Source organism: Nonomuraea sp. NPDC048881, from assembly GCF_040649795.1.
GTDB lineage: Bacteria > Actinomycetota > Actinomycetes > Streptosporangiales > Streptosporangiaceae > Nonomuraea.
This window is the reverse complement of record NZ_JBEZGC010000002.1, coordinates 426743-441754: the sequence shown is the minus strand read 5'-3', so window position 1 is coordinate 441754 and position 15012 is coordinate 426743. Positions and strand designations below refer to the sequence as shown.

Below are 15012 nucleotides of genomic sequence, written 5' to 3'. Positions count from 1 at the left end.
CGGCGACCGGAAAAGCCCCGCGCCGTCCGGCGAACGCTTGCTACCTTCACCAGCAACCGCTGAAAGTAGCCGATCGATCACGATGGGTGGCATATGTCGCGGAAAGCAAGAGAGTCCGGCACGCTCCCCCGCCCGCTGGCGGTGCTGGCCGCGCTCGCGCTCGCCGGAGCCACGGCCCTGGCGATCCGGATGTTGCCCGCGGGCGCCGAGCCCGCGCCGCCGTCCGGCGCCGCTCCCGTCCGCTTCGCGCCGCCGGAGCGGCCGGCGGCGGTCCGGCAGCCGCCGCGTTCGTTCGTGGGGTTCGTCGACACAGCCCGCGACCCGGGCTTCGACCTGGCGGCCGAGTCGCGCGCCACCGGCGTCGCCCGGTACGCGCTCGGCCATCTCGTCGCCGGCGACAACGGCTGCCTCGTCCGGTGGGCCGGGCCGCCGCGGCCGGCGGGCGACCCGGTGGCCGCCGGGCTCGGGCGGCTGAGGGCGGCGGGCGGCGACGCCTTCCCGGTGTTCGGCGGGCCCGGCGGGGACGACCCGGCCGTCACGTGCACCAGGCCGGGCGGCCTGGCCACCGCCTACCGCAGGGCGGTCGGCGCGTTCGGGGCCGCCGCGGCGGGGTTCGAGATCCGCGACGCCGACCCGGCCGCCGCGCTGCGCAGGGCGCGGGCGCTGCACGCCCTCCAGGGGGAACGGCCGCTGCGGGTCTTCTTCACCCTGCGCCTGGCACCGGACGGCCTGGACGCGGCCGACCTGGCGGCGCTGCGCGCGACCCGGCGGGAGGGCGTCCGGGTGGACGCCGTCGAGCTGCTGGCCGAGATGGAGCCGCGCACCGGGCCGCAGGGGCGGCTGCGCAGACTGGGATCGGCCGTGCGGGCGGCGGCCGGGCAGCTCGCGCGGGCCTACGGCCTGCCCGGCGAGGAGCAGGCGTGGGAGCGGCTCGCCCTGACCCCGGTGCTCGCCAGGCCCGGCGATCTGGACGAGCCGGAGGCCCGCAAGTTGTCGGAGTACGCCGTCCGGCACGGGCTGGCCTGGTTGTCGCTGCGCGGCGCACCCCCCAAACCGGAAATATCCCGCATTCTCTGGAGGACCCACTCCTGACATAGGATTTTCCCCGAATCCAGGGGGTGAGGAAGACGATGGCGAGCCGTGCCGCGAGCGCGCGCAAGATCCTCATCCACTGGATGGACGCCATGGTCATCCTCCTGGGCCTGGTGTTCGTCACCCTCGTCCTCATCTACACCGCGCGCGGCCAGATGGGCGTCCCGCAGGCGCTGCTCGCGATCGCCTTCCTGGCGGGCCAGTTCACGCTGTTCCCCTCCGTCCTGCGGGCCGCCTTCGACGACCGCCCGCGGCCCACGGCGAAGCTGCTGGTGTCCGGGGCGTGCGCGGCCGGCTCGGTGCTGCTGCTGCCGCACGACGAGATCGCGAGCACGGCCACCTGGCTGGAGACCGGCGTCCTGTGGGTGTCGGTGGTCGCGTTCTACCTGCCGCTGTGGGCCACGACCTGCCTGGGCGCCGCCGTGACCGTCCTGGTCAGCGCGTACGTCGTGCTGATCACCGACCGGTCCTGGGCCGGCACGCTGATCCCCGAGGCGGCCAGTTGCGCGCTCATGGTCGCGGCCATGCTGCTGTGGCGCTGGCTGTGGTGGACGATCAGGGACGCCAACGACGGCCAGGAGGCCAAGGCGCGCCTGGCCATCGCCGAGGAGCGCCTGCGCTTCGCCCGCGACCTGCACGACCTGCTCGGCCGCAGCCTGTCGGTGATCACGCTGAAGAGCGAGCTGGCGGCCAAGTTGTCGGCCAAGGACCAGGCCAGGGCCCTGGCCGAGATGGACGCGGTGCGCGAGCTGGCCCGCGACTCGCTGGCCGAGGTGCAACTGGCCGTGGACGGCTACCACACGCTCGACCTGGACACCGAGCTGGCCGGCGTGCGGTCGGCGCTGGAGGCGGCCGGCGCCCGCTGCCTGATCGAGACCAGGGCCGGCGACCTGTCCCCCGCCGGGCGCGCGTTGCTGGCGTGGGTCGTGCGCGAGGGCGGCACGAACGTGCTCAAGCACAGCTCGGCCACCACCTGCGCGATCACGATCGAGGGCGGCGTGCTGGAGATGCGCAACGACGGCGTCAAGGACCTCTCCGCGGCCCCGGGCAGCGGCCTGCGCGGCCTGTCGGAGCGTCTGACCACGGCGGGCGGCTCGCTCTCGGCCGCCCCGACGCCCACCGGCGAGTTCCTGCTGCGCGCGGCGGTGCCCGCGTGAGGCGGCCGACCCGGCTGGACAAGGTCCGCTGGCTGATCGTCTACTCCACCGACATCATCCTGCTGGTGTCCGCGACCGGCTTCTACAACCTGTACCTGCTCGGGCAGAACGTCGACCTGCCCCGGCAGGTGTTCGTGGCCGCCGGCGTGCTGCTGCTGGTGTTCATGGCGCTGGCCACGCGGCCGTTCCGGATCGCCGTGCGCGGCGGACCCCGCCCGACGGCGCTGCTGGCCGTCTCCGGGGTGCTCGCCCTGGTCCTCGCGGCCGGCACGATCCTGTACACCGTGCCGGTGTGGCTGGCGATGCTGGCCCCCTTCGTCCGCCGCCGGACGATCGTCACGTTGTCGGTCGGCTGGATCGCCGTCCTGGTGGTCGTCCTCGCGCTGACCATGGGCCTGCCCGTGGAGATGTTGTCGGCGGTCGTGGTGCTGGCGGTGTTCACCGCGATCGGCGTGGGCGGCGTGCTGGCGAACCTGTGGTTGTGGCGGGTGGCCAAGGAGGCGCACGAAGGGCAGGAGGCCAGGTCCAGGCTGGCCGTCTCGGAGGAACGGCTGCGCTTCGCCCGCGACCTCAACGACCTGCTCGGGCAGAGCCTGGCCGACGTCTCGGCCAGGACCGCCCGCGCCGCCGGCTCGCTGCCCGGCGACCCGGCCGCCGCCGAGCGGGCCATGTTCGAGGTGCGCGACCTGGCCAGGCGGTCGCTGCGCGAGGTGCGGGCCGTGGTGCAGAACTACCGGGCGCTCGACCTGGACGAGGTGCTGGCCGGCGTCCGGGCGGTGCTGGAGGCGGCCGAGGTCCGCTGCACGGTACGGGCCGACACCACGGCGCTGGCCCCGGAGGCGCGCACCCTGCTCGCCACCGTCGTCCGCGAGGGCGCCACCAACGTGCTCAAGCACAGCAAGGCCGAACGCTGCACGATCACGATCGAGAACGGGGTCCTGGAGATGTCCAACGACGGGGTGAGCGGCCCGGTGGGCGAGCACGCGGCCAACGGGCTGGCGGGCCTGGCCCAGCGGGTCGGCGCGGCGGGCGGCGTGCTGCGGGCCGAGCCGACGTCCGACGGCGGCTACCTGCTGCGCGCGGCGGTGCCGGCATGACCACCCGCGTGCTGCTCGCCGACGACGAGCACCTGATCCGCGGCGCGATCGCCGCCCTGCTCGACCTGGAGGACGGCATCGAGGTCGTGGCCCAGGTGGGCCGGGGCGACGAGGTCGTGGACGCGGTCGCCGAACACCGCCCCGACGTGGCCGTGCTGGACATCGAGATGCCCGGCATGGACGGCCTGAGCGCCGCCGAGCGGATCAGCGCCCAGTGCAAGATCGTCATCCTGACCAGCCTGGGCCGCCCCGGCTACCTGCGCAGGGCGATGGCCGCCGGCGTGAGCGGCTTCCTGGGCAAGGACGCCTCCGCCGAGGAACTGGCCATGGCGATCCGCAAGGTCATGGCCGGCGGCCGCTACCTGGACGCCGAGCTGGCCGCCGCCGCGATGGCCGCCGGCGACAGCCCGCTGACCGAACGGGAGCGCGACGCGCTGCGCCTGGCGGGCGACGGGGCGACGATCTCCAGGATCGCCGGCGAGCTGCACCTCACCGAGGGCACGGTGCGCAACTACCTGTCCAGCGCCATGACCAAGCTCAACGCCCAGAACCGGCTGGAGGCGATCCGCACCGCCCAGCGCATGGGCTGGCTCTGACCTCAGCGCCAGTTGGTGATCCGGCGCAGCACGTACTCCACCGGGCCGTGGCGGTGGGTGCGCAGCCAGCGTCCGCTCGCCCACACGAGCACGGTGTAGATCACCAGGGCGACGCCCATCACCGCGATCGGTGACAGCCTGCCCGCGAGTGCGAGCCCGTACCCGGTGAAGACCAGGGCGATGAGCAGCGACTGGCCGACGTAGTTGGAGGCGGCCACCCGTCCCGGCGCGGCCAGGACGCGGCCCGCCGCCGGGAAGCGGCCGATCAGCCGGAGCAGGGTGGCGACGTAGGCGGCGGCCAGCAGGATCGAGGTGAGCGTGTTGACCGCGCCGCCGAGCAGCTCGACCGCGCCGGTCCGGCCGGACGTCCAGGCGTACAGCAGGCCGCCGGGCAGGCCGACGCCGAAGCCCGCCCACTGGACGCGGGCCAGCAGGCGGGGCCGCTGCCCGAGGCCCTCCAGCAGCCTGGACTTGCCGGCCGCGAGCCCGAACAGGAACATGGCCAGCGCGGTCGGCCCCTGGAAGAGCCAGATCATGGCCACCAGCGGCGGGTAGAGCTCGGTCTGCATCGTCAGGAAGTCCAGTGGCCCGCCGGTGGCCAGGGCCAGCACGCGGGCGGCCGCCGCCGGGTCGGCCGCGGCGGGCTGCCCGGCGGCCGGGTCGAGGGTGGACAGCCAGGCGAGGGCCAGCCAGAACAGGGTCAGCGCGCCGATGATCGAGGAGCCGGCGATGACGGCCGTCCTGGGGCTGAGCCCGCGCAGGGCCAGCAGGACCAGGCCGAGCACGGCGTACAGGGTGAGGATGTCGCCGATCCACAGCAGCAGGCCGTGGGCCAGCCCGATGACGAACAGCGCCAGGCAGCGGCGCAACGTCCTGGCCCGCACGCTCGCCCCCGCCCGCTCGGCCGCCCGCATCTGCAGCGTGAAGGAGTACCCGAACAGGAACGAGAAGATGATGTAGAACTTCGTCAGCACGAACGCCGTGATCGCCAGAGCCACGGGCCCGTCGGGGATGGGCATGGCGCCCGACAGCGCGTACCCCGGGTCGGCCAGGAAGCCGATGTTCGCGACCAGGATGCCCGCCAGCGCGAACCCGCGTACGGCGTCGATCTCCTGAACGCGTCCGGCGAGGGTGGTTTGCGTCATGCCCCGACGCTAGGGACGCCTCCCCGCGCGGCGCGTCCGTCCTTGGTCTGGACGGGCGTGACCAAAGGCTCAGCGGGGCGGATCGGCCGCGGCGGCGGCCACCGCGGCCTCGGCGGTGGGGTAGACCGGCAGGTGGGCGTCGACCCCGGTGATCTCCAGCAGCCGGGCGGGGGCGCCCTGCGGGGCCGCGAGGTAGACCCGCGCGTCGTGCGTGCGGGCCTCCTGGTGGCAGGCGAGCAGCGCGTGCAGCCCCGAGCTGTCCATGAACGTCATCGCGCTCAGGTCGAACACCACGTGATCGGCCGGACGCGCCCTGGCCTGCCGGACGTGCTCCCGTAATCGCGTGTGGTTGGTGGCGTCGACCTCACCGCACACCTCGATCACGGTCACGCCGGGCAGGTGCCGATGGCTCATCGTCAGCGGCGTCATCGGCGGCCTGCCCGATCCTGGGCGGCCCGCGCCTCCGGAGGCGACCATGGATGCACGATAGACAGCTTCACCCGCCCGGGGTTCCGGCAAACCGTCACGATGAGGTCACGCCTTGGCCGGGCGGCGGCAGTCAGCGCTTCACCAGCAGCGCCACGCACTCGACGTGGTGGGTCATCGGGAAGGCGTCGAAGGCGCGCAGGTCGGTCAGCTCGTAGCCCAGCTCGCCCAGCCACTTGAGGTCTCTGGCCAGCGTCGCCGGGTCGCAGGAGACGTAGACGATGCGCAGCGCCTCCAGCCCCGCGACGCGCTCCACCACCTCGCGCCCGAGGCCCGACCGCGGCGGGTCGACCACGACGAGGTCGGCGCGCTCGATCTGGAACCGGTCGAGCGCCTCCTCGACCCGGCCGCGCTCGACCCTGGCCTGCGGCAGGTCGCGCAGGTTGGCGCGGGCGTCACGGACGGCCGCCGCGTCGGACTCCAGCCCGAACACCGCGCCCTCAGGCCCGACCGCCTCGGCCAGCCCGGCCGCGAACAGGCCGACCCCGCAGTAGAGGTCGAGCGCCCACTCCCCCGGCTCGGGCGCGGCGTAGGCCAGCACCGCGTCGAGCAGCGTCTCGGCCGCCCCCGGGTGCACCTGCCAGAAGCCGCTGCCCGCGACCCGGAACTCGCGGTCGCCCACGTGCTCGTGCAGCACGCCGGAGCCGCGGCGCGGCACCGTGCGGCCCTTGCCCTGGTCGAGCAGGATCGAGGCGGGCGCGTCGAGCTCGGGCACGCTCACGCTGCGCCGCGGACGCGGCGAGACCACCACGGCACGGTCGCCCCCGGCGGAGGCGATGACCTCGATGCCGGCCGCGCCGGGCCACTCGTGGTCTTCGGCGGCGACCGCCTCGACCTCGGGGTGGGCGATCAGGCAGGCGTCGACGACCTCGATCTCGTGCGAGCGGTGCCGGCGGAAGCCCAGCTCACCGGCGGGCGTGGCGGCGAACTGCACGCGGGTGCGCCAGCCGAGCCCGTCCTTGGCGCCGGGCACCTCCTCCACGACGACCTCGCGCTCGATGCCCGCCAGCCGGTGCAGCTGCTCGGCCACGACCTGGGCCTTGAGCCGGCGCTGCGCCTCAAGCGTGGCGTGCTGCCAGTCGCAGCCGCCGCAGCGGCCGGGGCCGGCGTACTGGCAGGGCGGGACGACGCGGTCGGGCGAGGGCTCCAGGATCTCCACGGCGTCGGCGCGCAGGAACCGGCTGGTCTCCTCGGTCACGTCGGCGATCACCCGCTCGCCGGGCAACGCGTGCCGGACGAAGACCACCCGCCCTTCATGGCGTGCCACACACCAGCCGCCATGCGCGACCGGACCGACCGTCAGCTCCAGAGATGCCTGTTCCACACCCCCACCCTATGGTGAGCCGCCACGGGCGACGTCCTCGTCCCCGCCTCGCGCCCCGGACGCCCACTTTCCGGACTTGAGTGACTACTGTGGGTGATGATGGACAGAAGTCGGGTGGTGCGCCGGCGGCTCGGATTCGGGGGCACGCTGCTGGCCGTGCTGTTCGCCTGCGCCTCGCTGACGCCGTCGCTGCTGCCGCGCACGTGGCTGTTCCAGGGCGTGATGGGCGCGGTCACCGGCATCCTCGGCTACGGCGTGGGGGCCGCGGCGGGCGCGCTGGGGCGGGCGGCGATCCCGTACCGGCTGCCGGAACGGGGACGGCGGGCCGCCTGGCAGATCATGATCGGCGGCTGCTCGGGGCTGACCGTCGTGGCGCTCTGGTACAGCATCGACTGGCAGCGCGACGTGCGGGCGCTCATGGGCATGGACACCCGGATCACCTGGTTCCCGCCGGTGATCCTCGCGGTGGCGGTCACGCTCTTCGCGCTGTGCCTGCTGCTGGCCCGTCTCGTCCGGCTGGCCGGGCGCAGGCTGATCGACTGGCTCGACCGGTACGTCCCCGCCTACGTGGGCCACATCGCCGGCGTGCTGATCGTCGCCTCCGTGGTCACGGTGCTCGCCGACGACGTGCTGTTCTCGGGGTTCCTCAACACGATGAGCGACGTCTCCTCGGTCACCAACCAGGGCACCCATCCGGGCGTGCGCAGGCCCGGCTCGGCCAAGGTGTCCGGCGGGCCCGGGTCGCTGGTGGCCTGGGACTCCCTGGGCCGCGAGGGCCGCCGCTTCACCGGCACCGCCTCCACGGTCTCCGAGCTGACCGCCTTCTCCGGCCGGCCGGCGACCGAGCCCATCCGCGTGTACGTCGGCCTCGGCGCCACCTCCTCGCCCCGGCACCAGGCCGCGGTGGCCGTACGGGAGCTGGAACGGACGGGCGGCTTCGGCCGTCCGGTGCTCGCGGTGCTCGGCACGACCGGCACCGGCTGGGTCGACCAGCACATCGCCGACTCGCTGGAGTTCATGTACAACGGCGACACCGCCATGGTCGCGGTGCAGTACTCCTACCTGCCGAGCTGGGTGTCGTTCCTGGCCGACCGGCACAAGGCGGCGGCCGCCGGGCGGGCCCTGTTCGAGGCGGTGCGCGCCAGGTGGGACCGGCTCCCGCCCGGCCACCGGCCCCGGCTGCTGGTCGCCGGCGAGAGCCTCGGCTCCTACGAGCTGGAGAACGCCTTCCGCGACCTGCACGACCTGGTCGCCCGGACCGACGGCGCGCTGTTCGTCGGCCCGCCCAACGCCAACCACATCTGGGACCACCTCACCGCCCACCGCGATCCCGGCACCCCCGTCTGGCGGCCGGTCTACCAGGGCGGCAGGACGGCCCGCTTCGCCCAGCACCCGGCCGACCTGTGGCGTCCCCAGAGCCCGTGGCCGCCGCCGCGCGTGGTCTACCTGCAGAACGCCACCGACCCCGTCGTGTGGTGGTCGCCCACGCTGATCTACCACCGGCCCGCCTGGCTGGAGGGCCCGCGGGGGCCCGGGGTGAACCCGCAGATGAACTGGTTCCCGCTGGTGACGTTCTGGCAGGTGCTGGTGGACATGACGGCGGCGATGTCCGTGCCGCCCGGCCACGGCCACCGCTACGGCGCCAACATCGTGGACGGGTGGGCCGCCGTAGCCGCGCCGCCGGGCTGGACGGCGTTCGACACGTGGCGGCTGCGGACGCTGGTCAGCGCGCCTTGATCTCCCCCTCGTCCTTGACGGTCTGGTGCCAGGGACGGCGCACCGCGCCCGGCGCGTACGGCTCGGGCCGGCCCTTGAGCCGGTCGGAGGAGTGGAGCTGCCAGGGCACGCTGGTCACCATGACGCCCGGCTTGAACAGCAGCCTGGCCTTCAGCCGCAGCGCGCTCTGGTTGTGCAGCAGGTGCTCCCACCAGTGGCCGACGACGTACTCGGGGATGAAGACGGTGACCACGTCGCGCGGCGAGCGGCGGCGCAGGGTCTTGACGTAGTCGAGGATCGGCTGGGTGATCTCGCGGTAGGGCGAGTCGAGCATCTTGAGCGGCACCGGGATGCCGCGCCGCTCCCACTCCTCCTGCAGCTGACGCGCCTCCTCGCCCTCGACGCCGACCGTGATCGCCTCCAGCGAGGACGGCCGGGTGGCGCGGGCGTAGGCGAGCGCCCGCATGGTCGGCTTGTGGATCTTGGAGACCAGCACGATCGCGTGGTTGCGGGCCGGCAGCATGGCGGGCTCGTAGTCGTCGGTGATCTCCAGCTCGGTCGCGACCTTGTCGTAGTGGCGGCGGATGCCCTTCATCATGAGGAACAGCACCGGCATCGCGATGACCACGATCCACGCCCCGACCAGGAACTTTGTCAGCAGTACGACGATCAGCACCAGGCCGGTCATGATGGCGCCGAAGAAGTTGATCACGCGCGAGCGGTGCATCTGGTGGCGGACCTGGCGGTCGGTCTCCGTCTTCAGGTGACGGGTCCAGTGGATGACCATGCCGGTCTGGCTGAGCGTGAAGGAGACGAACACGCCGACGATGTAGAGGTTGAGCAGGCGGCTGACGTCGGCCTGGAAGCCCCACAGCAGCAGGCAGGCGCCGAGGGCCAGGATGATGATGCCGTTGGAGAAGGCCAGGCGGTCGCCACGGGTGTGCAGCTGGCGCGGCAGGTAGCGGTCCTGGGCGAGGATCGAGCCGAGCACGGGGAAGCCGTTGAAGGCGGTGTTCGCGGCCAGGAACAGGATGAGCGCGGTCACCGCGGAGATCACCACGAACGGCAGCGAGCCGCCGCCGAACACCGCGTCGGCCACCTGCGAGATGATCGGCTGCTGGTAGTAGCCCTCGCCGACCGGGGTGCCGTCGGGCCTGAGCAGGTCGTGGGCGACGACGCTCGGCTCGGCCACCCGCACGCCGGAGGCCAGCCCCAGCGCGATGATGCCGCCGAACATGGTGATGGCGATCAGGCCCATCATGAGCAGGGTCGTGGCGGCGTTCTTGCTCTTGGGCTTGCGGAAGGCGGGCACGCCGTTGCTGATGGCCTCGACGCCGGTCAGCGCGGCGCAGCCGGAGGAGAAGGCGCGCAGGATCAGGAAGGCCGCGGCGAAGGAGGCCAGGTTCGTCTGCTCGGGCCGGATGGTGAACCCGGCGCTGGGCGCTCTCAGCTCGTCGCCGAACACCAGCAGCCGGATGCCGCCCCAGGCGACCAGGCCGATCACCGCGAACATGAACGCGTACGTGGGGACGGCGAAGGCGGCGCCGGACTCGCGGATGCCGCGCAGGTTGACCACCGTGAGCAGGATCACGATGATGATGGCGATCGCGGGCCGGTGCTCGGCCACGAACGGGATGGTCGCGCCGACGTAGTCGACGCCGTTGGCCACCGACACTGCGACGGTCAGCACGTAGTCGACCATGAGGGCGCTGGCGACGGTGAGCCCCGCGTTCTTGCCCAGGTTGGTGGTGGCCACCTCGTAGTCGCCGCCGCCGCTCGGATAGGCGTGCACGTTCTGCCGGTACGACGCCACGACCGTGAGCATCACCACCACGACGGCGCCGGCGATCCACGGACTGTAGGAATAGAACGAGACGCCCGCCAGCGACAGGATGACCAAAATCTCCTGCGGGGCGTAGGCCACCGAGGACAGCGCGTCACTGGCGAAGACCGGCAGGGCGATGCGTTTGGGCAGGAGTTGCTCGTGGAGCTGCCCGCTTCGCAGGGCACGTCCCACGAGCACGCGTTTGACAAGATCCGTTACCTTCGCCACGTAACGAGATGCTAGCCGCATGCCGATGCCCTAAACGCGGCGCTCCCCCATCGGGCCATACTGGTGTCGAGCAACCGGCCGACCGCGAAGTGCGGGGGAGTATGCATATTGTGATCATGGGATGCGGCAGGGTCGGTTCGACCCTCGCCCACATCCTCGAGGACAGCGGCCATTCCGTCGCCATCATCGACCGTGACCCGCAGGCGTTCCGCCGCCTGCGCGCGGGGTTCCGGGGGCGGCGGGTGACGGGCGTCGGCTTCGATCGCGACGTGCTCACCGAGGCCGGCATCGAGTCGGCGGCCGCCTACGTCGCCGTCTCCAGCGGCGACAACTCCAACATCATCTCCGCGCGCGTGGCCCGCGAGACGTTCGGCGTCGACAACGTGGTGGCCCGCATCTACGACCCCCGGCGCGCCGAGGTCTACCAGCGGCTGGGCATCCCCACGGTGGCCACCGTCCGCTGGACGGCCGACCAGATCCTGCGCCGCATCCTCCCCGAGGGCGCCGAGCCGCTGTGGCGCGACCCCACGGGCACGGTCGTGCTGGCCGAGGTGGCCGCCAACCAGGCCTGGATCGCCACTCGCGTCGTCGACCTGGAGAGCCGGGCCGGCGCCCGCGTGGCCTTCATCAACCGCATGGGCGAGGCCCTGACCATCACGGACGAGACCGTGGTGCAGGAGGGCGACCTGCTCCACGTCATCGCGGCCGAGAACGACATGGACCGGATCAACAAGGTGCTCGCCGCGGCGCCGGAACAGGACGACTGATGCGCATCGCCATCGCCGGCGCGGGCGCCGTGGGCCGTTCCATCGCCTCCGAGCTGCTGGAGAACGGCCACGAGGTCCTGCTCATCGACGTCGACCCGCGGGCGATCAAGATCGACAGCGTGCCGCGCGCCGAGTGGCTGCTCGCCGACGCGTGCGAGATCGCCTCGCTCGACGAGGCCGGCCTCGGCAACTGCCACGTCGTGGTGGCCTCCTCCGGCGACGACAAGGTCAACCTCGTGGTGTCGCTGCTGGCCAAGACCGAGTACGGCGTGCCGCGCGTGGTGGCCCGCATCAACCACCCCAACAACGAGTGGCTGTTCAACGAGTCGTGGGGCGTCGATGTCGCCGTCTCGACGCCGCGGCTGCTGAGCGCGCTGGTGGAGGAGGCGGTCAGCGTCGGCGACCTGGTGCGGCTGATGACGTTCCGCCAGGGCCAGGCCAACCTGGTCGAGCTGACGCTGGCCGAGGACGCCCCGGTGGTGGGCCAGCGCGCCGGGTCGGTGCCGTGGCCGGTCGACTCCGCGCTGGTGGCGATCCTGCGCGAGGGCCGGGTGCTGGTGCCCACCGCCGACGACCCCCTGGAGGCCGGCGACGAGCTGCTGTTCGTGGCCAGCCAGGAGGTCGAGGAGGAGCTCGCCCACCTGCTCTCGCAGCGCTGAGCATGGACGCCGGCCGCGCCCGGTCGCTGTTCGAGGGCGCCCGCGTCGCCCGCCTGGCGACGGCCGACGCGGCCGGGGTGCCGCGTGTGGTGCCCGTCACCTTCGCCGTCCTCGGGAACGACGTGGTCACCGCCGTCGACCACAAGCCGAAGAGCACCCACGACCTGGCGCGGCTGCGCGACATCCGGGCGAACCCGCGGGTCAGCCTGCTCGCCGACCACTACGAGGACGACTGGACCAGGCTGTGGTGGGCGCGCGCCGACGGCATCGCGACCGTGCGCGAGGACGGCCACGACGCCGCCCTGCGGGCGCTGGCCGGCAAGTACGACCAGTACCGGCGGCGGCCGCCCGAAGGGCCGGTGATCGTGGTCGCGGTCAGTCGGTGGTCGGGGTGGGCGTACTCGGGATGAGCAGGTCGCGGTGGGCGCCCTGCAGGCCCTCGGGCAGGTCGTCGGCGCTGACCCAGCGGGCTTCGAGGATCTCCAGCGGGTCGATCCTGAGCGTGCCGCCGACGAGCCGGGCCTCGTAGGCCACCTCGGCCCGCAGCCCGAACCCGCTGCGCACGCGCAGCAGGCGGCCGGTGCGCACGCGCAGGCCGGTCTCCTCGTACACCTCGCGTTCGACCGTGCCCTCGAATGTCTCGTCCCGCCTGGCGAACCCGGTGGGGAAGCCCCACTGCCGCCCCTCCTGCCACAGACGGTGACGCAGGACGAGCACCCGGCCGTCGGAATCGCGTACGAGGCCGGTGACGCCGACCATGAAGGTGGCGTGGGTCAGCCACAACACCCGCCAGCGAACCCGCCCGCCCAGCGCCTTCCACACCCGCGCCACCACCCAGCCCACCACATTCCCCCTCATCTCCCCCAGACTCCCACGCCCACGGACCTTCCGCTCCCCGCTCCGGTTCCGCCCGCGAACGCCGTCCCATCGGGTTCCGGGTTCACCTGCCCAGCGGCGTAAGCCGCCCCCGGAGTGGACGACCTGGCCCATGATCCACGCGCCCCCGTCCGTGACAAGCCGACGCACCCGGCCGGGCGCTCTCCGCCGGCCACCCCACCGGCCCGCCGTCAACGCGTCCCCGCCTTGACGGGCCCGCTTCGATTCATCGTGCCGGGCGGTGAACGCCAGCGTCAGCAGCGCACTGGCCCGCGCGTTGACCGCCCATGCCAGGCCGAGCTCGGCGTTCCGCTCTGCCAGCGCCTGGCGGGGAGCTGCGCGCGTGGTCGGCCACCGGCACGTCCACGCGTCCCCGATCCCGGTCCCCGGCCCGCTCCATCACGCGCTCAAGGGCGTCAGGTCGGCCTCCATGTGCATCAACTCGTCACCAGTGCCACCCGGCGCGCCGAGCACGCCGTCGATGCCCGCCGGGTCTCCGCGCCAGGGCTGGCCAGGGCCCTGCGAGGTCCAAACCGCACCGCAACCCGCGCGCCGGACGCCGGCAGCTCGCGTGCCACCGCGAACCCGATGCCCGCCCGGCGGCTCACCCCGGTCACCACCGCCACCGGCCCCGCCAGGGACCCTCATCCAGGGCTCGTCCGAGCATCATGGCGGGCCGAGAGGTCAGAGGCGATGGATCCGGCTCAGGTCGACGTCGAGGTCGAAGGGGACGGTCAGCTTGAGCCTGTCGTGGTGGATGCCGGTGAGCGCGTAGGCGCGGGTGGCGGGGTCCCGCTCGTAGACGTAGACGACGGGCTCGCCGCCGTCGTCCTCGACCCGCCAGAAGTGCGGAATCCCGGCCGCGGCATAGAGAGCCGGCTTGCGCTCGCGGTCCCGGCTACGGGACTCGGGTGACACCACTTCGACAGCCAGGACCACGTCCTGCGCCTTGTAGAAGGTCTCGCGACCGCTGCCCAGGGCCTCGGCCTTCAGCACGACGAGGTCAGGCTCGGGGCGTTGATCGTGTCCCAGAACCACGCTCATCTCGCGGCGAACCCGGAGCTCTTCAGGAGCGGCTCCGCGCAGGTCAGCAGCAAGGAGGTCGACGATCACGGCGTGGAAGGACGCTTGGGGGCTCACGAAGACCAAGCTTCCGTCAATCAACTCTGTGTGCGCAGGCAGATTCGGAATGTTATCCAGGTCTTCTGCGACAAAGCCTCCCGGCGGCGGGAAGACCCAGTCAGGCAGCGAGGAAGTGGTCATCTCGAGGCTCACCGCTTCGGCTGTCATGCATCTACGCTACCAATGTAATGCGCTCACGCCAGGTGAACAGGCGCACACGTTTCGGCGGCCGGGAGGTCCACTGCGGGTCAGGCCGGGGCGACCGGAGGCTTGATGGGGGTGCGGCCGCGGCCGAGCAGCCAGAGCATCGCGGCCAGGGCCGCCACCTGGAGAGGCCAGCCCATCACGATCTTGGCGAAGCCGAGCGCGGCCACCGCCTCGTCACCGCCGCCGAACAGGTAGACCGGGCCCTGCACGGCCACCCGCACCACGCACGGCACCATGAGCAGCCAGGTCAGCCGCGTGCAGAGCCGGACGACGCCCGCGTCTTTGTGCCAGCCCACCGGGTCGTTGGTGACCGAGCCGATGAGGAACCCGACGACCGGCCAGCGGGTGACGATGGACACCAACATGCCCAGCGAGTACGCGCCGTTCCACAGGATGCCGGGCAGGAAGTAGTCTTTCGCGTTGCCGGTGCGGCTGGCGAAGAAGGCGCCGATGGCGATGCCGATCAGGCTGTTGATCACGAACTGCGGCGTGGACCGCTGGACCACCCTGACCAGCAGGAGCACCACCGAGAGCGAGATGCTGACGATGAGCGACGTCTTCAGGTCTTCGGTGACGATCCACGAGACCGTGAAGGCGATCGTCGGCACCGCGGCCTCGATGATGCCGCGGACGCCGCCGAAGGCCTTGGCGAGCTGGGCTCGCACCGCCGACTCGACGGTCTCGTGCGCGGCCTCTTCCGCCTCAGCACTCACCT

The 15012-nt window shown here is 72.6% G+C and carries 15 protein-coding genes; 8 read left to right on the top strand and 7 right to left on the bottom strand.

All coding sequences use genetic code 11. From position 1 onward, the window contains the following. Positions 1 to 93 precede the first annotated feature (93 nt). Genes AB0C33_RS07620 through AB0C33_RS07605 form a run of 4 tightly spaced genes read left to right on the top strand, consistent with a single transcriptional unit; the run spans position 94 to position 3942 of the window. Positions 94 to 1092 carry a hypothetical protein gene (locus AB0C33_RS07620; protein ID WP_358284657.1) on the top strand — a complete coding sequence of 333 codons (999 nt, stop codon included), beginning with the start codon at positions 94 to 96 and terminating at the stop codon, positions 1090 to 1092. A 38-nt stretch (positions 1093 to 1130) separates the two neighbouring features. Beyond that, entirely contained in the window at positions 1131 to 2249 is a 1119-nt protein-coding gene (locus AB0C33_RS07615; RefSeq protein ID WP_358284654.1) for a histidine kinase, read from the top strand. Continuing rightward, the gene (locus AB0C33_RS07610) at positions 2246 to 3346 is read left to right on the top strand and encodes a histidine kinase (protein WP_358284651.1); all 1101 of its coding nucleotides are present in this window, start codon (positions 2246 to 2248) and stop codon (positions 3344 to 3346) included. Before AB0C33_RS07615 ends, AB0C33_RS07610 begins: the two co-directional genes overlap by 4 nt. Then, entirely contained in the window at positions 3343 to 3942 is a 600-nt protein-coding gene (locus tag AB0C33_RS07605) for a response regulator transcription factor (protein WP_125646369.1), read from the top strand. Before AB0C33_RS07610 ends, AB0C33_RS07605 begins: the two co-directional genes overlap by 4 nt. Positions 3943 to 3944: 2 nt before the next feature. On the opposite strand, the gene AB0C33_RS07600 is transcribed toward AB0C33_RS07605, so the two are convergent. From AB0C33_RS07600 to AB0C33_RS07590, 3 genes are all read right to left on the bottom strand, one after another. Next, positions 3945 to 5087 (bottom strand): DUF418 domain-containing protein, encoded by a 1143-nt coding sequence (locus AB0C33_RS07600; RefSeq protein WP_358284648.1) that lies wholly within the window; start codon positions 5085 to 5087, stop codon positions 3945 to 3947. 69 nt (positions 5088 to 5156) lie between these two features. Then, positions 5157 to 5564 (bottom strand): STAS domain-containing protein, encoded by a 408-nt coding sequence (locus AB0C33_RS07595; protein ID WP_358284645.1) that lies wholly within the window; start codon positions 5562 to 5564, stop codon positions 5157 to 5159. An 82-nt stretch (positions 5565 to 5646) separates the two neighbouring features. Then, positions 5647 to 6876, bottom strand: a complete 1230-nt coding sequence (locus tag AB0C33_RS07590; protein ID WP_358285960.1) for a class I SAM-dependent RNA methyltransferase — start codon at positions 6874 to 6876, stop codon at positions 5647 to 5649. A 117-nt stretch (positions 6877 to 6993) separates the two neighbouring features. Between AB0C33_RS07590 and AB0C33_RS07585 the strand changes: the two genes are divergently transcribed. Further along, positions 6994 to 8634 (top strand): alpha/beta-hydrolase family protein, encoded by a 1641-nt coding sequence (locus AB0C33_RS07585; protein WP_358284643.1) that lies wholly within the window; start codon positions 6994 to 6996, stop codon positions 8632 to 8634. On the opposite strand, the gene AB0C33_RS07580 is transcribed toward AB0C33_RS07585, so the two are convergent. Then, on the bottom strand, positions 8621 to 10666 hold the full coding sequence (locus AB0C33_RS07580; RefSeq protein ID WP_358284640.1) for an APC family permease: 2046 nt from the start codon (positions 10664 to 10666) through the stop codon (positions 8621 to 8623). The genes AB0C33_RS07585 and AB0C33_RS07580 overlap by 14 nt on opposite strands. Positions 10667 to 10767: 101 nt before the next feature. Here AB0C33_RS07580 and AB0C33_RS07575 point away from each other — a divergent pair, with 101 nt between their 5' ends. Genes AB0C33_RS07575 through AB0C33_RS07565 form a run of 3 tightly spaced genes read left to right on the top strand, consistent with a single transcriptional unit; the run spans position 10768 to position 12502 of the window. Further along, on the top strand, positions 10768 to 11433 hold the full coding sequence (locus tag AB0C33_RS07575; protein ID WP_352324052.1) for a TrkA family potassium uptake protein: 666 nt from the start codon (positions 10768 to 10770) through the stop codon (positions 11431 to 11433). Beyond that, the gene (locus tag AB0C33_RS07570) at positions 11433 to 12092 is read left to right on the top strand and encodes a TrkA family potassium uptake protein (RefSeq protein WP_352324051.1); all 660 of its coding nucleotides are present in this window, start codon (positions 11433 to 11435) and stop codon (positions 12090 to 12092) included. Before AB0C33_RS07575 ends, AB0C33_RS07570 begins: the two co-directional genes overlap by 1 nt. Before the next feature lie 2 nt (positions 12093 to 12094). Beyond that, the gene (locus AB0C33_RS07565) at positions 12095 to 12502 is read left to right on the top strand and encodes a TIGR03668 family PPOX class F420-dependent oxidoreductase (RefSeq protein ID WP_358284637.1); all 408 of its coding nucleotides are present in this window, start codon (positions 12095 to 12097) and stop codon (positions 12500 to 12502) included. Here AB0C33_RS07565 and AB0C33_RS07560 read toward each other — a convergent pair. The 3 genes from AB0C33_RS07560 to AB0C33_RS07550 form a co-directional block, all read right to left on the bottom strand. Next, positions 12468 to 12950: an NUDIX domain-containing protein gene (locus AB0C33_RS07560; protein WP_358284635.1), complete on the bottom strand. Its 483-nt coding sequence runs from the start codon at positions 12948 to 12950 to the stop codon at positions 12468 to 12470. The two genes, AB0C33_RS07565 and AB0C33_RS07560, sit on opposite strands and share 35 nt — an antisense overlap. Before the next feature lie 702 nt (positions 12951 to 13652). After that, a complete protein-coding gene (locus AB0C33_RS07555) occupies positions 13653 to 14258 on the bottom strand; it encodes a Uma2 family endonuclease (protein WP_352359167.1) in 606 nt (201 codons plus the stop codon). An 80-nt stretch (positions 14259 to 14338) separates the two neighbouring features. Next, positions 14339 to 15010: a DUF3159 domain-containing protein gene (locus AB0C33_RS07550; protein ID WP_358284632.1), complete on the bottom strand. Its 672-nt coding sequence runs from the start codon at positions 15008 to 15010 to the stop codon at positions 14339 to 14341. Positions 15011 to 15012: the final 2 nt, after the last annotated feature.